At 44.5% G+C, this 21,458-nt stretch carries 15 protein-coding genes; 13 read left to right on the top strand and 2 right to left on the bottom strand.

Going from position 1 to position 21,458, the window contains the following annotated elements:
• Window positions 1–18: 18 nt before the first annotated feature.
• The 6 genes from SCB77_RS10705 to SCB77_RS10680 all read left to right on the top strand — a co-directional run bounded on the left by SCB77_RS10705 (window position 19) and on the right by SCB77_RS10680 (window position 9,777).
• A complete protein-coding gene (locus tag SCB77_RS10705) occupies window positions 19–897 on the top strand; it encodes a FecR family protein (protein WP_320186430.1) in 879 nt (292 codons plus the stop codon).
• 109 nt (window positions 898–1,006) lie between these two features.
• Window positions 1,007–4,432, top strand: coding sequence for a SusC/RagA family TonB-linked outer membrane protein (locus SCB77_RS10700; RefSeq protein WP_320186429.1), 3,426 nt, complete (start codon window positions 1,007–1,009; stop codon window positions 4,430–4,432).
• A gap of 37 nt (window positions 4,433–4,469) precedes the next feature.
• Window positions 4,470–5,897, top strand: a complete 1,428-nt coding sequence (locus SCB77_RS10695) for a RagB/SusD family nutrient uptake outer membrane protein (protein ID WP_320186428.1) — start codon at window positions 4,470–4,472, stop codon at window positions 5,895–5,897.
• A gap of 67 nt (window positions 5,898–5,964) precedes the next feature.
• Window positions 5,965–6,867 carry a glycerophosphodiester phosphodiesterase family protein gene (locus SCB77_RS10690; RefSeq protein WP_320186427.1) on the top strand — a complete coding sequence of 301 codons (903 nt, stop codon included), beginning with the start codon at window positions 5,965–5,967 and terminating at the stop codon, window positions 6,865–6,867.
• Window positions 6,868–6,871: 4 nt separating this feature from the next.
• The gene (locus SCB77_RS10685) at window positions 6,872–8,101 is read left to right on the top strand and encodes a ComEC/Rec2 family competence protein (RefSeq protein WP_320186426.1); all 1,230 of its coding nucleotides are present in this window, start codon (window positions 6,872–6,874) and stop codon (window positions 8,099–8,101) included.
• Between the two features lie 335 nt (window positions 8,102–8,436).
• Window positions 8,437–9,777, top strand: coding sequence for a GH1 family beta-glucosidase (locus SCB77_RS10680; RefSeq protein WP_320186425.1), 1,341 nt, complete (start codon window positions 8,437–8,439; stop codon window positions 9,775–9,777).
• 104 nt (window positions 9,778–9,881) lie between these two features.
• On the opposite strand, the gene SCB77_RS10675 is transcribed toward SCB77_RS10680, so the two are convergent.
• The gene (locus SCB77_RS10675) at window positions 9,882–10,667 is read right to left on the bottom strand and encodes a hypothetical protein (RefSeq protein ID WP_320186424.1); all 786 of its coding nucleotides are present in this window, start codon (window positions 10,665–10,667) and stop codon (window positions 9,882–9,884) included.
• A 141-nt stretch (window positions 10,668–10,808) separates the two neighbouring features.
• On the bottom strand, window positions 10,809–11,615 hold the full coding sequence (locus tag SCB77_RS10670; RefSeq protein ID WP_320186423.1) for a DUF2490 domain-containing protein: 807 nt from the start codon (window positions 11,613–11,615) through the stop codon (window positions 10,809–10,811).
• Between the two features lie 162 nt (window positions 11,616–11,777).
• Here SCB77_RS10670 and SCB77_RS10665 point away from each other — a divergent pair, with 162 nt between their 5' ends.
• The 7 genes from SCB77_RS10665 to SCB77_RS10635 all read left to right on the top strand — a co-directional run bounded on the left by SCB77_RS10665 (window position 11,778) and on the right by SCB77_RS10635 (window position 21,209).
• A complete protein-coding gene (locus tag SCB77_RS10665; RefSeq protein WP_320186422.1) occupies window positions 11,778–12,344 on the top strand; it encodes a DUF4256 domain-containing protein in 567 nt (188 codons plus the stop codon).
• Between the two features lie 226 nt (window positions 12,345–12,570).
• Window positions 12,571–13,170, top strand: coding sequence for an RNA polymerase sigma factor (locus SCB77_RS10660; RefSeq protein ID WP_320186421.1), 600 nt, complete (start codon window positions 12,571–12,573; stop codon window positions 13,168–13,170).
• A gap of 69 nt (window positions 13,171–13,239) precedes the next feature.
• Window positions 13,240–14,394 (top strand): FecR family protein, encoded by a 1,155-nt coding sequence (locus tag SCB77_RS10655; RefSeq protein ID WP_320186420.1) that lies wholly within the window; start codon window positions 13,240–13,242, stop codon window positions 14,392–14,394.
• 200 nt (window positions 14,395–14,594) lie between these two features.
• On the top strand, window positions 14,595–18,089 hold the full coding sequence (locus tag SCB77_RS10650) for a SusC/RagA family TonB-linked outer membrane protein (RefSeq protein WP_320186419.1): 3,495 nt from the start codon (window positions 14,595–14,597) through the stop codon (window positions 18,087–18,089).
• A gap of 11 nt (window positions 18,090–18,100) precedes the next feature.
• Window positions 18,101–19,540 (top strand): RagB/SusD family nutrient uptake outer membrane protein, encoded by a 1,440-nt coding sequence (locus SCB77_RS10645; protein ID WP_320186418.1) that lies wholly within the window; start codon window positions 18,101–18,103, stop codon window positions 19,538–19,540.
• Window positions 19,541–19,563: 23 nt separating this feature from the next.
• On the top strand, window positions 19,564–20,274 hold the full coding sequence (locus SCB77_RS10640) for a hypothetical protein (RefSeq protein ID WP_320186417.1): 711 nt from the start codon (window positions 19,564–19,566) through the stop codon (window positions 20,272–20,274).
• 11 nt (window positions 20,275–20,285) lie between these two features.
• The gene (locus tag SCB77_RS10635) at window positions 20,286–21,209 is read left to right on the top strand and encodes a DUF5007 domain-containing protein (RefSeq protein WP_320186416.1); all 924 of its coding nucleotides are present in this window, start codon (window positions 20,286–20,288) and stop codon (window positions 21,207–21,209) included.
• The last annotated feature ends 249 nt before the right edge of the window (window positions 21,210–21,458 follow it).

Below are 21,458 nucleotides of genomic sequence, written 5' to 3'. Positions count from 1 at the left end.
ATAATTTGTAAATAGCAGATGGCGAACAAAAACATTGATCAATACGATGATGACAATCTACATCATTTGTGGGATGCAGATCAATCGACGAATAGGAACCCGACAGAGGCTCAAAAAAAGAACATGTGGAGAGGGATAAATCGAGCGACGAAAACACGAGGACTACGTTGGAGTAGGCTTGTTGCTGCCAGCATTACATTGTTCATTGCCCTTGGACTTGCTATGTGGCTGTACCAGTCAAAAAACAACATATCCAGCTCGGATCTATTGATCGTGACCGCAGGCAACGCATCAAAGACGATCTTGTTACCGGATAGTAGTACCGTGATCTTGAGTGACCATAGTTCACTACAGTACCCGAAATCGTTCAGCAATCGAGATAGTCGTCGAGTCATGCTCTCTGGCGAAGCTGTTTTTAATATCAAACATACTGGCCGTGGTTTTATTGTGGAGTCCGGAAAAGTAGAAACTAAGGTTTTGGGAACAATCTTTAAAGTGACGGCACGAAAGGAATTATTGACCCAGCAAGTTGCTCTTTACGAAGGGAAAGTGCGCGTGGGGAAGACAGGAGCGGAGGGGAGCCTACTAAAGCCGGGAGATCTTTGGGTATTCGACAGTCGGACGGATAGAAATGAAGTTCGTGAGAATAAAGCTTCTCGGATGGATCTACATCTCACCTTTGATAATACGCCGTTGACCGAGGCCATAGAACAGATACAAACCCTTTACCAGATAGAGGTCGTGAACAAGCTCTCTCCTCTTTCGGAGATACCTAAAATAAGCGGAACTTTTTATTACAGCACGGCGCAACAGTCACTCGAAGAATTGGCGTTTCCGTTTGGACTGACTATTAACAAAGTAAAAGAACAGCGATATGAAATAGAACATCGGAAATAGGCGCAAAAAGAAAGCATCACATAGTGTGACGCTCTCTGAAAAATTTTAGAGTGCAACATCTGCGAAATGTTAGCGACTCTTACTATTAATAATTTAACTTTTCAAATGTATGAAAAATTATTGTATGATAGGTCTTCTTTGCCTGTACTTGGCCAATAATAGTGTACAGGCAAAACACTTATCTAAAATTTCTTTTGTTCAAGAATTAAACCAAAAACCGATTACACTGACATATCAGAACAAAACGAAATTGTCGGTGATACTTAACGATATAACGAAGCAATCAGCGTACTCGTTTATCGTTTCGGAACAACAAATCGCCTCACTATATATAGAGCGCATTAACCTAAGAAATCAAACGCTTCAACAGGTGCTAGATTACCTCAGCGAACAGTTGCCGCTCCGCTTTAAAACGGGCAATCGGAGCGTGTCCGTGCAAGTATTGGCCGCAAGCAATACGAGACAGCAAACGATTTCTGGTACGGTAAGCGATGCTAATGGAAAACCATTAGCAGGCGTTACGATCGTTGAACAGCAGGGAAATTCGGCAACTCGAACCGGAAACGCCGGAGAGTTTACATTGAAGACTTCCAAGCCAAGCGGCCTGATAGATATCCGTTTTTTAGGCTTTGTAAGCCAAGAGAGAGCCTTTGCCTCTAGTACTTCCCTTATGGAGATCACCCTGCAGGAGGAGATGAATCTATTGAATGATGTCGTCGTTGTGGGATACGGAACGCAGCGAAAATCTAGCGTCACCGGGGCGATTTCGTCTTTACGCTCGGAGGATGTTACCGCCTATGCTGGAGGCACAATGGCGGAGGCTATTTCGGGGCGGGCTGCGGGCGTTCAGGTCGTGCAAAGCTCAGCTATGCCAGGTGTGAACAGTAAAATAAAGTTGCGCGGCACCGGAACATTGACTGCTGGAACGGACCCCTTGGTCGTTATTGATGGGTTTCCGATGACCGAAGGAACGGGGCTAAACGCGATCGATCCTAATACTATAAAATCTATCGAATTTTTGAAAGATGCAGCCTCGACAGCTATTTATGGTTCTCGCGGTGCGAACGGTGTTATCATGGTGGAGACAAAGCAAGGCAGTAGCGATAAACTGACCGTAAGTTTAAACTCTTTTTTGGGATATCAACAACGTGCTGATGCGGTAAAATTTGTAGATGCGTATGATATGGCGCAGTTTATGTATGAGTCTCGGAATACAGGCTATGTCTCTAGAGATCCCGTGAATCGTAGCGAATCGGACGATACAGAGACGCGCCGTAGCAGAGGAGCTTCGTTACGGGAATTGATCCCAGGCTACCTCGCTCCATATCTCGCAGGAGAGCCCGGATTGACCAATACAAATTGGTTGAATGAAATCTTCCGCACAGCTCCCATGACAAGCCATACTTTAACGGTCATGGGAGGAGATCAAAAAACAAACTATGCTGTCATTGGTAATTACTTTAAACAGGACGGAATAATTATCGGATCAGACTATGAACGCTATTCGACGAACTTCAACCTCCGTAGTAATTTCTCGAAGCGGTTTAAATTTGGCTTAACGGCCAATCCTTCCTACAATAAGCGAAACTTGTTCAACAACAACGGGTCATGGGAAACCGATCCGCTGGCAATCGCCATGATCAGCTATCCTTTCTTTGCGCCTTATGATGCCGCAGGTGATTTAAATATCTCGCAGCAGATTCGTGAGAATACGCCCACAGATGGAGCCTTGGGAGAAAACCCCTTAGCGATGATACAGATGATCGATAATACGAGAGATGAGTTCAAGTTGTTTGGAAACACCTATTTGTCGGTTGATCTTTTAAAGGGATTGACGTTTAAAACTTCGTTGGGCGGAGACTATTCGGCGATCAGTAGCCGCATGTTCGATCCATCGACTGTTGGAACCTATCGACAAGCTGCTCCTGATGCCACTCGAGCGTCGAGTGGAACGATCTTGAGAAAGAATTTTTTGACGGAGAATATCCTTTCGTACGTGCAAACATTTGGCGTGAATAATTTGGAGGCTATAGCAGGACATTCCTACCAATATGAGTACTTGAGCACAACGGCAATTAATGCGTTTAACTTTCAAGACGACCAATTACGAAATGTGATGGGCGGAACGAGCTTTCAGGTTTTGCAACCGCAGACGGAATGGACCATGCTGTCTTATTTCGGTCGTATCAACTACAACTACGACAACCGTTACTTGATTTCTGGATCCATCAGGCGGGATGGGTCCTCCCGTTTTGGAGCTAATACAAAATGGAGTGTTTTCCCCGCGGTATCCGCCGGTTGGACGCTGAGCGAGGAATCTTTTTTTAATACCGATAACAAGATCATTCAATATGCGAAGTTTCGCGCCAGCTGGGGAAAGACGGGAAATAACCAGATTCCGCAATATGGCGCTCATCCACTCTTGTCCATTGAGAATTATCTAGACGGAAACGACGCGCTTGCAGGAGGTGTAGGCTTGGGGACGGCGCCAAATCCTAACCTTTCGTGGGAAGTGGCCGAGTCGACCAATGTCGGGGTTGACATGTATGTCGTGAATAACCTCCTAAATATTTCAGCAGACTACTATGTAACCAATACGAATGATCTACTCCTTTCGGTTCCGGTACCAAGGCAGTCGGGATACACCAGCTCCTTGCAAAATATAGGACGTGTGCGAAACTGGGGATTTGAGTTGCAACTGGGAACAAACAAACCTATATTACTCGGAGCCGTTAGCTGGAAGCCAGCAGCGAATCTTTCCACAAACCGAAACAAGGTGCTGGCTTTGGGTGACGGACAAACCCAAATCATTACGGGGACCAATAATTTTGCATTAACGCGTGTAGGTGGACCTATCGCGCAGATGTATGGCTACCAAGTAACCGGCATTTACAAATCGCAAGCGGAGATTAACGAAGGGCCTGCCATGGCCGGAACCCTAGTGGGCGACTACATTATCGCAGATCTCAATGGTGATGGTGTTATTGATGCGCAGGATAAGACCACTTTTGGAACTGGAGCGCCTACCTTGCTATACGGAACTACCCATAACTTTAAGTACAAGCAATTTGATCTGAGCTTTACCTTGCAAGGGGAAGCCGGAAAGAAGATTTATAGTCGTGTACTTTCCACCGTTATCTCCGTAGGCGAAGGTTTTGCCGTGCCATCACAGGATTATTTTGATAATCGCTATCATCCGGTCAACAATCCCAACGGAACGTATGCCACTCCGAATCTTGGTAATTTCTCCAACAACCGTCGTGAAACAAGAGCTTCGAATGTCTTCTTCGATAACGCAAACTATCTGCGCTTGAGGGATGTTCGACTGTCTTATTCTCTAGCTGAAAAAGCGGCACGGATGATTGGTCTATCGCGTCTACAATTGTATGCTTCGGCAAATAACCTGTTTACGATAACACCTTACAAAGGATTTAGTGTCGATGCGTCTACCGATAATCCCCTTACACAAGGGTATGATAACTCAAATTATCCCGTTGCACGTACATTTTTGGTTGGGTTGAACTTGACCCTCTAATTCGGATTTATAAATGAAATACTTAATGCATAAGACGATGAAAAATAAATATGTTGGCAGATGGGTAATGATGTTGATATTGCCCTGCCTACTTGCTGCCTGCTCGGAAAATGTTCTTGACCTAGTGCCCGTTACACAGCGAACGGTGACAAATTTTTATAACAATGAGTCGCAGATAAATGCGGGTGTAAATGGCGCTTATGGTCTTTTGCAGCGGCAAGGTCAATATGGGAGTGGTCTTATTGTTCTCGGTGAAATACCGTCGGACAATACGTATAGTGAGGTGCCTGCAAACGATGGAGGGAACTACGGACAACTGGATCTTTTCAGCACTATTGCGCTCAATACCGTGGTAAATAGCGCTTGGACACATACCTATCGAGGTATCCAGCAGTGTAATGTCATTCTTAACCGCATCGAGCCCGTTATGATGGATGAGACGATAAAAAATCATCGCCGAGGGGAGATGCTTTTTCTTCGGGCACTTTCCTATTTTAATTTGGTTCGGGTGTTTGGCGATGTGCCGCTGGTCATCAATGAAACGACCAATGTCAATGAATATTTCGGCCAAGGGCGTACACCTCGTGCAGAGGTGTATAGGCAAATTCTTTCCGATTTGGCGGAGAGTGTTGCCCTGCTCCCTCCAAATGCAGATCGACAAGCACGCGCGACTCTTGGTGCCGCGTTAGCCCTGCAGGGGAAGGTGTTGCTCACACTCCGGCAGTATGATGAAGCCATCGTTGTGCTGAATCAAGTGCTGTCGTTGGGATACCGCTTGCTTCCCGATCCGGAGGACGTGTTTGACCCAAGCAATAAGAATAACCAAGAGATGATCTTTAGCGTGCAGTTTGCTTCCGGTGTAAACGGAAACACCGAGGGCAGTCTCGCATTTCAGCTCTTCAGTCCCTCGGGGTCGGTTGGCGGTGCCAAAGGACACAACCTACCTACCCGCGAAATGTACGAACTGTATAGCCAGCAAGATCTACGCCGACAAGCCTATGTTGGGCTGAGGAACAATGGCGTGGTTTTCACCCGTAAATTCAGGCAGACGTCAAATGATCCAGTGGACGGTGGCAGTAATGTGGCTGTATTGCGTTATCCTGACGTGTTGCTTATGTTGGCTGAGTGCTATAACGAAGCGCCAAATAGAAATCCTGCACGCGTTGCGGAATTATTGGATCAGGTGCGCTTTCGAGCTGGGTTGACCAGTCCAACGAATACTACAGACCAATCGACCTTGCGTGAGGCGATATCTTTGGAGCGAAGACTAGAGTTTGTTGGTGAGGGACACCGTTGGTTTGACCTTATTCGTACAGATCGAGCTATTGAAGTGATGAATGCTTATTTTTCACGAACACCAGGCTTCCAGAATATTCGGATCAATGCAAACCATTTGGTGCAACCCATTCCGCAAAGTCAGATCAATGCAGATCCGGCTACCTTGCAAAATACAGGCTATAATTAACACAAATAAAGTGGGCACAGGCCATATCGCTTGTGCCCCTCATTTTTTATATCTAAACCTTTTTTAAATGAACTATCGACTATTTTCTCTACTTACTGGATTATTAATTGCCATCGCCTGTAAAGGACAAATTTCTGCAAATTATGGAAGGCCAATCTCCTCCTTGACCGCCTTCAAAAAATCGAATCAGGTTATGGTGGTGGCCCATCGCGGCGATTGGCGTAATGCGCCAGAGAATTCTGTTTGGGCGGTTAAATTGGCCATAGTAAAAGGGATAGATATGGTGGAGATCGATTTAGCAATGACAAAAGACAGTGTATTGGTGTTGATGCACGATAAATTGATTGACCGAACGACAACGGGGAAAGGAAGAGCCGCCGACTACACTTGGGAGGAGCTTCAGCATTTTCGATTACGAGATGGTTTGGGGATTGCAACACAAATGTCTATCCCTCGGCTAGAGGACATTCTAGAACTGACAAAAGGGAAGACCTTGCTCAACCTTGATAAAGGGTATGACTATATACAGCTGGTGTATCCGATGTTAAAGAGCCGAAACATGTTGGACGAGGTACTGTTTAAAGGAGCGGCGCCTTATGAAAAGGTGCGTGACGATCTTGGAGCCATGTTAGATTCTATTCATTATATGCCGATTATTCATCTTGAAAGGGGAGAAGGTGTACAGGAGATTGCCAACTTCACCGCAGCAGCTAAGCCGTTTGGTTTTGAATTTACGGTAGGGGACGATGAGTCCAACATGATCGACTTTAAGATGTTGCGCAGCGCGGGCTATCAAGTTTGGGTAAATTCCTTGTGGCCAAAGCATAACGCTGGTCACCAAGATGATTTAGCATTGGAAAACAGTCGGATATACGATTGGTACCTCAATAATGGGGTCAATATCATTCAGACGGATCGACCTGAACTCCTGATCGATTACTTAAAAAGCAAGCGAGATAATATAAACTAGCCGTATGAAATCACTTTTATTGACACTGTGTCTATGGATTGGACTTGAACTGCATACTGCAGAACCTCTGCAGCAAACAAGTCTTTCGGCTGTCGATGTACAAGATACCTTACCCATGTGGTCCCCAGGATTTTTGGATATTCATCATATCAATACGGGAGAGGGCAACAGTACATGGTTAAAGTTACCTGATGGAACTACCGTGCTGCTGGATGCAGGGACGGTAGATAAGGAACAATTTGAGCGGACTAATTTTCCATTGAAAGCTACCTCTTCCCTTCCGGACCAAACGATGTCGGTGGCAGAACGGATTACTTGGTATATCGAAAAAATGAACGTCGGTATTCGTTCATCCGACACGCTCGATTATTTGATTGTCAGTCATTTCCACAGCGACCATTATGGGGCGGTGCCGGAACTGTTGGCGAAGCTCCCTGTCGGCACGCTGATTGATAGAGATTATCCCAAATATGATTTTCCCGCGGATCTCTCGAAGATTCTATCCGGCGATGAATATTTTGCAGATTATATGCGTGCTTCAAAAGAACTTCGGGTAGAGCAGCTGGTAGTAGGACAGCACGATCAAATTCGTTTAAAGATAGCACCTGAGCAGTATCCTTCCTTCCATATGCTAAATGTCAAGAACAATGCATCGATTTGGAATCCAAAAACACAAAAGGTCGATACGCTCTTCTCCGCCGAAGATATGCTTGCTTATTACAAAGGGAAATATAATGAGAATCCCCTGAGTATGGCATTTAAAATCTCGTATGGGCGCTTTGATTATTACAATGGAGCTGACAATACGGGGCTCCAAGACGGGCTGTTGCCGAATTGGTTTGATGTGGAATCGCCGATTGCCGCTGTAGTGGGTGAGGTGGATGCCATGGTGCTTGATCATCATGGAAATCGTGATGCTAACAATGCCACGTTACTGGGTACACTAAACCCTCGGGTCGTCGTGCAGCAGGTCTACAGTTCTGACCAACCAGGACAGGAGGTTTATTATCGCCTAAAGACGTTGGGAAATATCGGAGAACGATTGATCTATGCGACGAATATGCATCCAGAGACCGTTGCTACTTATGGACCATGGTTTCAAAAAGGTTATCAGTCCATGCAAGGACATGTAGTCATTCGGGTTTATCCACATGGAGATAGCTATCAGGTGTATGTATTGGATGAAGAAGACTTACATGTAAAGCAAAAATCGGCGCTATTATCGGCTCGATAAGAATAGCGCCCAGTAGGTGGCGGTTGAACTTGATTAGGACAGTTTTAAGTAAGACTCTTGTTAATACAAACTTAATGTTTTGTTTATGTGGTGTTTATGTTTTTTATGCGTAACTTGGTAAGTGTAAATTAAGTATGGTTCAGTAAAACAATATAGATGATGAAAAAGATAACGTACTTCTTCCAGCGCATTGTTTTCCGTTTGTTTTTAAACCAGTTTTCCTCTTTTTATTCTCCGCTTAGGTCTCAAAAAATCAAGCCTGCGTAATAGATAGATGGGGAATGTGAAATACGGATTCTTGTTAAAGATACGAATCAATAAATCCAAAACGATTCATGCATTTAACTAAGGAAGCCTTTGGCAATACATTTGTCTGGGGCGTTTCTACGGCTGCCTATCAAATAGAAGGAGCTCATGAGCACGATGGTAAAGGGCTTTCTATATGGGATGTGTTCGTGCAGAAAAAGAATAAAATATTCCAAAATCATACGGGAGATATCGCCTGTGATTTCTACAACCGTTATATTGAAGACCTTCGATTAATGCATCGGATGCATATTCGGCATTACCGCTTTTCCATATCCTGGAGCCGAATCATGCCATTAGGTACAGGAACCATCAATCAGGAAGGTGTCGATTTCTATAATCGTCTTATTGATCTTGCATTGGAGCTCGGTATTCAACCTTGGCTCACGCTCTACCATTGGGATTTACCACATGCTCTCGAGTTGCGCGGAGGCTGGGTGAATAGAGCGGTCAAAGACTGGTTTGGAGACTATGTAGGTCTTTGCGTCAAATATTTTGGCGATCGTGTCAAGCATTGGATGGTGCTTAATGAGCCTACGGTATTTAGCGCAGCGGGCTACTTCTTCGGTGTTCATGCACCTGGTAAAAAGGGCTTGGATAACTTTTTGGCCGTGGCGCATCATGCGGCTCTGTCGCAGGCGCATGGAGCACGTATTATTAAATCCCTACAGCAGGATAGTATGGTGGGAACAACCTTCTCCTGTTCACATGTCGAACCTTTCAGCAATCGTGAACGCGATATCATTGCCGCTAGAAAAGCGGATGTCTTACTGAATAGGCTTTTTATTGAGCCACTCTTGGGAATGGGCTATCCGACAAGTGAGATCAAGGTGCTGCGACGGATCGAAAAACATATCAAACAACATGATGAGGCCGATCTCAAGTTTGATATGGATTTCATAGGATTACAAAATTATACCCGGGAGATTATACGCTATGCCTTGTTCGTTCCTTTCTTGCAGGCGAAAATTGTAAGCGCCAAAGAGCGGAAAGTAGCCATGACGGCAATGAACTGGGAGGTGTATCCGGAGTCCATTTACCATATTTTGCAGAAATATAGTGCCTATTCTAATATTCCGCCGTTGATCATCACGGAAAATGGCGCGGCTTTTACCGATCAGGTTGTGGACGGCAAGGTGGACGATGTGCAAAGGCGCCAGTATCTACAGGATGCCTTGAGGCAGGTGCTTCGCGCAAAGCAAGAGGGGGTGGATGTCCGTGGGTACTTTGTTTGGACATTCTTGGATAACTTCGAATGGGCGGAGGGTTACTACCCCAGATTTGGATTGGTACACGTCGATTTCGAAACGCAAAAACGTATCGTGAAGTCATCCGGACAGTGGTATGCAAACTTCATCGCTCCCGCTTAGTGTAGTTTTATCGAGTTCCGGCCAAAGGGATAGGTCGGCTCGCCAAAACCTTGGAGACTTGCGTTTGGTTGGGCTGCGAGCTCGGCCTTAGCTGAGAAGGAGAGCTACTGTGAATGCTCTTCGTTGTCAAGAATGAGTAATTTGAAAAAGCCGGATCGCTGATCCTTAAACCCATCGAAATAGGTATTTCGAAAGAACAGCGTGCTGTCGGAAGCCCATCTGCTATCGACAATCGTACATAGGTCAAAATTTTCCTCCGTAAGGTGAAGGGGGATGTCCTCGTATTTTTGATAGCCGGTTTTGGTCTTTCGCTGAATGAAGTAGCTCGAGCATTCCTGCCCCGGAAACCATCCGTTCAGCCGAAATTTCGCACTTGGCGATTGGACGATGTAACTAGGGTTGCCGACAAGTTCTGGGCCAACCAAGCCATTTCGGAGATCCACGGCATAGTCGGAAGAGTGGCCTCCTTCAAAAACAAGAACATCCTCGGTTGGATAATAACGAACGAAGCCAATCTCCGTAAACTCAGGTTTTTCGCGGAACGTCAGCGAGTCGCCATTAGCAAAACGTACGAGATAAAGGCTTGCCCCATCGACTGCGGTATCGACGCTACTTAGTCCGTTGAGGTAGCTCGATGCGCCGAAGATGACACGCCCCATTAAACGTCGCTTCACCTCGTCCAAATTTTCTAGGTAAGGAAGGCTATCTTGAGGTTGCGTGCGTGTCTCCCTACCTTGGAAATAGCTCGCGGAATCTATTTTGGAAATGCGTATCCGGTTATTGCTGAAAAGGACACTGTCCGGTCGATTTGGTTCCACATGTGGAGAATCCAATAGAAGGCCTTCGTGACGTCGCACCGGGGCGCCACAAGATGTGATTAATAAAAGCATAGCCCACAGAAATGCTAGATTCTTCGTTTTTGTAAATAACTTAACACGGATATGCATGCAATTTTTACTAAATTTGATGAATTATCAACTGTGAAATTAACGATTTATGGTCAAACTAGCGCCTGTTTTTTTTCTTATTCTTTATGGTGCACCATGCTCCTTAAAAGTATGAAAGGGGTTTTTCAAGACCACATCGAAGGCGAGATAATGTACGCTAGATGGCGCATGTTGACCGATAAGATTGTGCATATATCCTACATCAAAAATCAGGTTTGCATCTTTTGGGGAATAGCTGTAGTATAACATAAATCGGCTTTCGTTGTAGCTGAAGCTCGACCATTCCTTGCTATCGTTAGCTTGTTTAATCGAAAATAGCTGCTCAGAACTCAGTATGAGCTTGTGCTCCTTTTCCGCATCAATAGTTGTCGACAACTGCATGCGCAAACGAGAACGGAGTTGTAGGGGTTCCGTCGTGTTGCCGAAATTAGGCTGAAAAAAACGTCTAATTTCCTGCCGTATGGTGGGCGTCAACGTAAATCGCTTTATCTTGATGGATCGGGAGAGCCTTGCGTACATACGGAACTCCTGCTGTAAGGAAGGTTCCTTCGTAGCAAAGGAATAGGTTTCCTCGTATTCCTGCTGCCGTCGATAGCTCAGCGCGAAGGACGTTTGCCAATGTTTTCGGAAAGGATGGTAAAACTCTTGGTTGAGCACCGAGATCGCAGGTTTGAAAAGTAGATTCGTGTTATCAGGGTTGCTCTTCCTGCCGAATCCTAAATAGCTCATGGATTGCCAAGTTTTTTCACGGTTTAAATCTTGCCTTGCCCCTATGGCAAACCAGGATGTCGTACGGCCGTCGCCAAGTCCTGGAGGGCTGATCTGCGCGTTGGCGTAAACGGTCATAAAAGTGATGATGAGTAGGGTAAAATTTAATTTTTGTATAATCATGAGCTGTTTTGTTGACACTACAAATGAAAGGCAAGAATTGGTAAACAATTAGGAAGTTTTGGCTGTTCGAAAATAAGAGGATAATAATTACTTTTGTTATGCTGATCAACAGCGCCATTATAAATAGAATAACTTCCATTACAGTATGTAAAACAGGGCAATATGAAAAATAGTAATGTAGAGCTTGATCCAAAAGAAACAGCTGAGCTTTTAACCGTTTTGGCCGATCGCTTCCATAAAAATATGTTGCGGCACCCAGATCTTCAGTGGGAAGATGTTAAGCAGCGACTGGAGCAGCACCCAGAAAAACTCGCCATCTTGTCCGAAATGGAGCGTACCGAAGGTGAGCCCGATGTTGTTGCGTTCGACTCGGTGAGCGGCGCATTTATTTTCTACGACTGCTCGCCCGAAAGCCCCAAAGGACGCCGTAGTATTTGCTACGACCGAAAAGCGCTAGACGCTAGAAAAGCCAATAAGCCGGAAAACTGTGCACTAGACATGGCGCAGGAGATTGGTATAGACATCTTGACGGAGGAGGAATATAGACAGCTTCAACAACTTGGAAATTTTGATCTGAAGACCTCCAGTTGGGTTGCGACGCCCCCAGAAATTAGGAAACATGGCGGCGCTATTTTCTGTGATCGCCGTTATGATCAGGTATTCACCTACCATAACGGTGCCGATTCCTATTACGGAGCCCGAGGGTTTCGTGGTTCTGTTAAGATTTGATCGCACTGACTTTGACAGTTTGAGAAAACACAGATTAAAGCCCCTTTAACTTGGGCTTTAATCTGTATAATAACTTAAGGGGGTACCTCCTAATTTGAATACCCTTTGGGGCGCAATTGCTGGTTTCAGTTAAAACTATCCGGTGCGTTGTGCTTTTCTCTACATTTTCGTTTTTCTGTTTTTGTTTTTTTTAATTTTTGTTTTATAAATTTGATTCCGTCGGATCATGAAACAAATACATCCCATAGAACAAGAAGAGCAACTGCTACGAAAGCTGAAGGACGATAATAGACGTGCCTTCGACAGCCTCTATAATCACTATAGCCCGCGTATCTATGGTCGTCTACTTCGACTCACCGGATCGGAGGATTTGTCAATAGAGTTGCTGCAGGAAACATTCATCATTCTTTGGGATAACCGTCATCGTATAAATCCGGATCAATGTTTTAGAGGTTGGATTTACAAAGTTGCAGAAAACTGTGTTTACCAATATTACCGTAAGTTGGCTCGTACAGCCAAGCTACAGCAACATATTGCACAAATTTTCGAAGAAGGCTACCTGCATACTGAAGAAAACATGATACTAAAAGAAAGTTTGGCGCTCTTAAAAGAGGCGGTAGCGCTCTTGCCCGAAAAACGACGCAAGGTCTTTGAGCTGTGTCGAATAAAAGGGCTTCGCTACGAGGAAGCGGCTAAAATGTTGGAAATCTCTAGTTCCACCGTTAGTAACCATTTGGTGAAAGCGACGGCCTTCGTCAAGGAATATGTATCCAAATCCCAAGGACGGACACTCGTGAAGTTGATCGCCTTGCTGATGCTTGACTAAAATTTAAAAATATTTTCTTTCAGAGTAGTGTGTTATTGTCGCTGAAGCATATTGGAATAAATGGCCGATATGGAAAGCGAACAACGACTACATGTGCTTTTTTGCAAATTTCTCGATAAGAATTGTAGCGCATGCGAGCTGCAAGAGCTATTCTGTGCCTTCGATTCCGCAGATGAATCGGAGTTAAGGACGCTTATCGCTGTAGAATTGGAACGGGTTGAAAATGAGTGTGATCACTTGTCTGCTCTGCAGCTTACACGTTTGATGCAGGTGAACGATACGCTACATCAACAGATGAAGAAAACGTATAGCCCTAAACGGTTGCTTGCAGTTGCAGCAACCGTCTGCCTATTTGCTTTTTTAGGGCTCGCAGTGTATCGCTATACCAATGATCGTCCTAAAGAGCTCGTGTCCATACCTGTTTCATCTCCCTACGGGGATGATGTCATGCCCCCATCCAATAAAGCTGTCCTCCGCACATCGGAAGGTAAAACCATTGTTTTGTCGGCTCATGAAAATGGAATTGCCTCAGGAGACGAGGCTATTCACTATGAGGACGGAGAGGAGCTACTGACCCTAAAAGATATACAACAACTAACACTTGAGACAGCAAAAGCGGCTCATTATCAGGCGCAGCTTCCGGATGGCACACGTGTGTGGCTCAATGCCTCCTCATCGATATCTTATCCGTCGAAATTCGAGGATAATGAACGCTTAGTAACGGTGCAAGGAGAACTGTTTCTTGATGTTTCTAAAGACCCGACAAAACCTTTCGTAGTGCAAGTAGGACGGCAACGTGTCGAAGTTTTGGGAACGAGCTTCAACGTGAATAGTTACGCGGATGACGGACGATATTACATTACACTCAATAGTGGGCAGATTAATATAAGCCCATGTCCATCATGTAAACAGACGAAACTATCGCCTGGGCAACAGGCGATAATTACCGCTGATTCACATGTAATGGTTAAGCAGGTCAATAGCGTGGAGGTCTCTTCGTGGAAATCGGGGGTCTATTTTGTGGATAACCAAACGCTGTTGGAGTTTGGGAGACAGATATCACGCTGGTATGATGTCGAAGTCGACATGGGCGCTTTTAAAGATGTGCGCCTCTCAGCCATGGTTCGACGCGATGCAAAACTATCATCTGTCCTGCAGGCTATCGAATGGAAAACAGGGATTAAATTCAAAATTGAAGAAAGGAGGGTAAGTACTATAGATTAATACTAAAATGAAATTATGTATACTGTTGATCGAGGAATAACTCTCGTTATGTTGCTAACTACTAGAGAAGTTTCGATCTACAGAAAATTAACTAACCGAGTTTATAACCAAAACAATACCGAGCACAGGGCGACCTAATTATGTATCCTTCGAGGAACAGGTCCTGTAGCAATCTGTATTGTAAAAACTATCAACTATTAATGAAAATTACACGAAAACGATATGTTGGCATACGTAGTTTTACCAATAGAAGGGTCAGGGGCTCAGTGAGGCTGATTGGCTTGTTCTATCTACTCTTCATAATGGGGTCTGTTGCTATTGCCAATGCGCAACGTATAAGTCTAAGTATTTCCAATACCTCTTTGAAGCAGATAATGTTGGCGATAACACAGCAAACAGGTTTTTCTTTCGTTTATGAGGATCGGGATATTATGGATATCAAACCCATGACTCTACATGTAAGTAATCGACCACTGGATGCAGTGTTAGAGCTCCTTTTTCGTGAAACGGATTTGGAATGTTTGATCCAAAATAAGGCGATAATTGTTCGCCGTACAAAAGCTGTACAACAAACCCAGCAAAGTTTTGTTTCTGGGAAGATTACGGATAATGACGGGAAGAGCCTACAAGGTGTTTCTGTTCAAGTAAAACAAAGGGGAATACAAGTTGCTTCGGGAAGAGACGGAGCTTATCGTATCATGGCGAGCCCCGGAGATACACTCGTTTTTACAAATATTGGATATGTACGACAGGAGCGTATTTTGAAAACAGAAGCGACAGTCAACATTACATTGATTGCGGAAATGGGATTGATAGAGGAGGTCGAGGTGGTTTCTGTGGGATATGGAGAGCAGTCCAGGCGCTTGGTAACCAGTTCGATTTCAAGCGTAAAAGGGACTCAGATTCAAAATAGACCCGGAGCGACAATAGAAAGTTTGCTTCAAGGTCTGGCTCCGGGAGTATTGGTACAGAACAACAGTGGTATGCCGGGCGGTGCTAGCAATATTCAGGTACGCGGTCTTGCAGCAATGTCTCGAGAGGCTAATTCCAATGTGATAAGCATGCCCTTATTTGTGATTGACGGTGTGCCTATGGAGCAGGACAATTTTAATCCATCGGATCCCACACAACAGTTGACGAGCATATTGGCGGGTATAAATCCGTATGACGTGGAGTCGATTGACATCCTGAAGGATGCCGCTTCTACGGCCATTTATGGTTCTCGCGGTGCAAACGGTGTCATTTTGATCAAGACAAAGCGCGGAAATATCGGGAAACCGATCGTATCGCTAAATACCATGTATGGAACCTCCTATTTTCCTGCTTTACGGCCAACGCTAGGTGGAAATGCAGAGAGAAATGCGAAAATAGCACTGTGGCAAGAGTATATCAATGTGCGTGACTTTGGAGGTGAGCAGCTTCCTGATATGCCAATTGAATTAACAGATAGCTTGAACCCATTTTACAACAATTCCACAGATTGGCAGCGTCAATTCATTCGTAATGCGACATTTAAAGATGTCAATTTGGGCATTCGGGGAGGAACCGAAAATGCAAATTATCGGGTAGGCGCAACCTATTATGATGAAGGCGGAATCATTTTAGGCTCAGGGTTCAAGCGATATGGATTGAGCTATTATGGGCAGTTTATTCCTGTAAAGAAGTTTAACATTGTGGCCAGTGCAAATATAAATCAAACAGACGCAAGTCGGCGACGGGGCGGCGAATTCAATCAGGCTACCATTGGCAATCAATTTACCTCATCGCTTAATCCAGCTCCAAGCGATGGTTTGTTTCAGGAGTATGTCGATGCTTTTGGAAGATCGGTAAATACCAATCTCAATAGACAGATCATCTCCCGCATAGAGATGGCTTATGACGTATTGCCCTTTCTTAATTTAAGTACTCGTGGATCGGCAATCTACTCTTTTGGAAGACAGAACATCTTCAATCCATCCAGTATCAACAATGATATGCGCCCTTCTGCAAGCTATTTTTCATCAGAAGCATTGACCCTGATGAGCGAAAGCATGATTCGGTATAATCAAACGTTTGGAGGAGTACATACATTTAATGTCGTCGTAGGGAACACCATTAATACCAATGAGACCAACAGCATCTTAGGGAGTGGTACAGGTGGCCCGTCGGATAACCAGCAGGTAATTCGAGGCTACCCTCAAGCCAATATCCGTTTGGGAACGGATAATTTCACGTATGGTCTGTTGAGCTATTATGGAAGACTTGTCTATGATTTTAAAAGTAAATATGTGCTGAATGCAACATGGCGTGCAGATGGTTCGTCCAAGTTTGGTAGGGATAATCGTTGGGGGTATTTCCCCTCTTTATCTGCAGCTTGGCTATTCTCAGAGGAATCTTTTGTTAAAAAGACTATGGGGGACTGGCTATATCTCGGTAAGCTAAGAGGAAGTTGGGGGCGCGTAGGTCAGCAGTATGAGGACAATTATCTTGCATTTGGCCGCTACAATACAACAGGGACATATAACGGCTTACCCATTGTTGCTCCTAATTATGGAGGGGGAAACGGTATACCCTTACCCAATTTGGGTTGGGAATCTTCGACCTCTTACGGAGTAGGACTGGACCTGGATCTTTTCAACGGACGCGTTACCAGCACGGTAGATTACTACTATCGGTCTAATGAAGATTATCTGTTTGAGCAGCCCTTGTCAAGCACATCAGGTTATCGCGGAATTTATATCAACGGCGGTGCTATTGAAAATACCGGGGTCGAATTTTCAGCTACGGCTTATGTCTTTCCTATGGACAAAAAATTTCAATACAATATCACCTTCATGGCCTCAAGAAATAATAACAAAGTCTTAAGGTTGCCGGATTTAGGGAGAAGTATGCAGCGATCCGGTGGAGGATCCCCGGCTCCTTACTTGATGGTTGGCCGACCATTGAATGGATTTTATCTCTTTGAGTATTTAGGCGTCTATCCGACAGATGCTGATGTGCCGGTTAATCCTTATACCGGAACTAACGTAAACCCATTGTTTTTTGGCGGTAGGTACCGTGGCGGTGATATTTGGTTGAAGGATCAGAATGGAGACTATCAGATCGATCTTCGAGAAAATAGTGCTGATTTGGTTTATATGGGAGACCCTAATCCTAAACTAACCGGTAGCCTAAATCAAACATTTCGGTGGCAGATGGCGGGAAACTCGGCCATTCAGTTGGATGCGTTGTTTGTCTATTCTTTTGGAGGAAAAGTATACAACCGTGCTTTGGCCAACCGAATGCAAGATGCCAGTTGGGCCGGAGGGGGGAATGTGAACTATCCATTCTTCCAAGATAACTTCCCTGATCTTGCCGGCTTGGATATTTGGACGCCGGATAATACCAATGCTCGTTATCCCACACTAAATGCTTGGAGATCGAAACTTACAAGTTACGATTTTGTAGGTAACTATGCTGTGCCAAGTTCGCTGTTCTTGGAAGATGGAAGCTTTATACGCTTACGTACACTTCGCTTCGGATATGAATTTCCTCAGCCTTTTTTGGATAAGTTTGGCGGTAGAAGATTAACGGCTTACATCGCTGTAGACAACTTATTCCACCTAAGCAAATACAGTGGGATGGATCCTGAGAATGTTGATTTTTTTGGGATAGATCAAGGAAACGGCTATCCTTTACCGCGTAGATTTAATTTCGGTTTGAGTTTTGAACTTTAGAAAAAAGAGGTATGAAAGTATTAAAATTATGTCGTTACGTAGCGATTTCTTTAGCCGCACTGTTTATGGCTAATTGCACGAGTATTCTTGACCAGCCCATCATACAGACACCCGTAGCGGGGAACGCCTGGCAGACGCCAATGGACGTCAACCAAGGCGTTGCGGGAGCATACGATTTGCTGCGTACCGCATTGCCGAACAAATTGTTTATGTTCGGCGAAGCCCGTTCCGGAATTTATCAGCTCGCAACCTCAAATAATGTCCGCCCATATTCGTTGGTACAAAATAACTCACGTACCGAACTATTGGGAGGGGGCACGGACTGGACGGACTTTTACCGGGTGATTGCTCAGGCCAATTTGATACTGGAAATGGCGGGTACGATATCGGGATATGGTACCGGAGAATTTGAACGTTATACCGGCGAGGCCGCATTTATCAGGGCCTTAACCTATTTTACTTTGGCGAGGATGTTTGGGGATGTGCCTTTGCAATTGCAAGGTATTCAGCAAGATGCCATAGCCAGAACGAGTCAACAGCAAATATTTGAACAGATTATAGACGATTTAGATTATGCTATCTCTAATTTGGCCGTTGAATATGCTACAGGTGACCGCGCCGTCCGTGCAACCCGTGGATCTGCGCAGGCGATCAAAGCACATGTCTTGGCTTGGCTACATCGCTATGAGGAAGCAGAGCAGTTGTGCAGTGAGGTGATTGACAACGGTCAATATCAAATGGTAACGGATTCTGCTTCTTTGATTAGCGTCTTTGTTGGGAAATCAAGGGAAGGGATTTTTGAACTAAATTTTAGCTCCGATCAAGCGGAATTGAGAATCAACCAGTTCTATCAACACTTTTTGGGACGGCCTTGGTATAGGGATGTAAGTGATGGAGGCGGAGGCTCTGAAAACTATCTGTTGATACCGCGGCCGGCTATCAAAACGCAACTTTTCCCGACTGGACAGCGGGATATTCGCCGTGGGGTATGGTACATTGAAAGCACCTGGAACAGCGATATCCCATTTTTAGGAAAGTACCGTACACTGCAGGGAGGCTCCGCAGATACCTTATCCCAAAACATAAACGAGTCAAATATTATCATTACACGACTACCTGATATTATCTTGTTGCGAGCGGAATCATTGGCAGAGTTAAACCGAAATTCCGAAGCGGCAATGGAACTGAATAAAGTACGCATGCGGGCCATGAGGCCAATATATGCGGGCGATGGCAATATCCGGGATACGATCTTACTGGAGCGAAGGGTCGAACTCATCGGCGAAGGGCATTTCTTTTTCGATTTAGTTCGCACAAGGCAGATGCCTCGCTATCATCCAAGCATTACCACGACGGATTGGTACGAAAATTTCAGTTGGTCTCTTCCCATACATCCAAATGTCCTCGCGAGGAGCAATAATCTAATCGAGAATTATCCCATATGGTTTTAGTAATAAAAAATGAAAGAAATCTTATGAAAACAATTTATAGAATTACGTGCTTCACGATCGGGCTGGTTGTGGCATGGGTTACTATCGTAAGCTGCTCAAAACAGGACGAATATTACCTGGATGGCGGCTTGGCCGCTCAATCAGAAGCTGAAAAAAACCTTTTGTTGTACGACTTTTTATCTTTAAAAAATCAAGATCGGGGTGATTTTGATTCCTTGTTAAGGATTATCGATCTGACAAACAGCCAAGCATTAATCAATCAGTCGGGCATAACTTTTTTTGCGGCAAAAAATCTGAGTATTAGGCACTTTCAAAAATCATTCCCTGGATTTACGGAGGCCTTAGACCCACCAAGGACATTGGCTAACATCCCTCTTGATACCCTTCAACTTTTTTTAAACATGTGGGTTTTTCCACAGACGGATATCGAGTTGCAGGATTCGTACCAAAGGAGCAGACAGACCGTTCAAAATGCTAATGGTGAAGCTATTTTTATAGATGGGCTTCGAGGAGATTTTCTGCGAGGGCTCGAAAGTCAAGGAGAAGATGGATTTGTAAGGGGGATAGGAGCGCTTTATATACAGTATGTAAAGCTACGAGCAAATTATCCAAACCTTACAGCTGACCTTAGAGCAGAGATGCAAACCCATAACTTAATAACAAGGAACGCCAGGCTACATGTTTTACGATCGAACGTGAACTTTGCAGGCTCCTATAATTTTAACCCTAATTAAGCATAGAAATTATGATTTTAAAACTGAAATATTTAGGGATCTTATACGCATTTTTTCTTTGTGTTGCTTGTTCAAAAATGGACACCTCAGGTTTTTTAAGCGACGGTGCACAATACGACACTCGGCAGGCTGTAATTCCCGTTGGTGGAGCAAGGTGGCGAGGTCCAGTGCTCAACACAGATGGCTCATCTTTACCAATTCACGCTTCAATCGCGGCAATACGCGATGAAAACGGTAACGACGCGATGTCCAAATTTAATTATGAAGTTGAGGTTTCGCTTTGGGATAGTGTATTCACTGGTGGAGAGCAATCTTTGGATGAGATAAACCGCAAACGGCGTATTGTTGCTCGTCCTGTCCTCGATATTAATCCGCTCAATGGACAATTGATTTTCTACACCGAAGCGGATACAGCAAGAACTCCTTTAGGTAGGTATACGGTCGATATCCTTGTTAAAAATTCAAGCCGAGAAATCCGAATCGATTCGGCCTTGGTACTTACTTTGCAAGCGAGTTCGGGAGTCTCTTTGCAGCAGTCGCCCTATCGATTGGGATTTACGTCAGCTGCATATGTGGTACGTCGCACTGGGGATGGAAATCGAATAACCTTTAGGTACTTTAATAATGAAACTCCGCTTCGTGTATCTGATATGATTTTTTACCCGATAAATAACTTGGGATATGTGTCCAATTCGTTTTTAGATATTCCGCAATATATGGCAGAAAATTTTGCTTTTTCGGCGGATGGAACCTCCGCTACTATAGATGTGAATAGCTTCCCTTTTCCTTTAACAGGATCAAGACATATCTTGCATTATGCAGGTGGGGTGGGAGGAACGTCCCCAATAGGAGGGACTTCATCTTACTTCGGCTATCTCTTTGCTTTTTATAAGGCAGGAAGTTATGAGATTGACATCAATTTGACTTCACCTTAGTCGTTTCAATCATTTTTGGAGGCATCATATTTTCTGGGAGGGAATCCTCCTAGAAAATTGCTCTTTCCAATCTCGTTGTTCTTACACTTTTAATAAATATAGAGTCTCTCCAGAGCAATATGGAAATGCCAATGCTGTGTGTAACCCCCGAACATTTGTGACCGTTCATTAGCCAATCTTCCCGCTCGACCTTCCTTCCACAAAGCCAGATTTCAATGATAAATAGATTCTAGGTTTATACAACGTTTT

Source organism: Sphingobacterium bambusae (assembly GCF_033955345.1).
Taxonomy (GTDB): domain Bacteria; phylum Bacteroidota; class Bacteroidia; order Sphingobacteriales; family Sphingobacteriaceae; genus Sphingobacterium; species Sphingobacterium bambusae.
The sequence above is the reverse complement of the archived record's forward strand: the minus strand, read 5'-3'. Positions and strand labels throughout refer to the sequence as shown.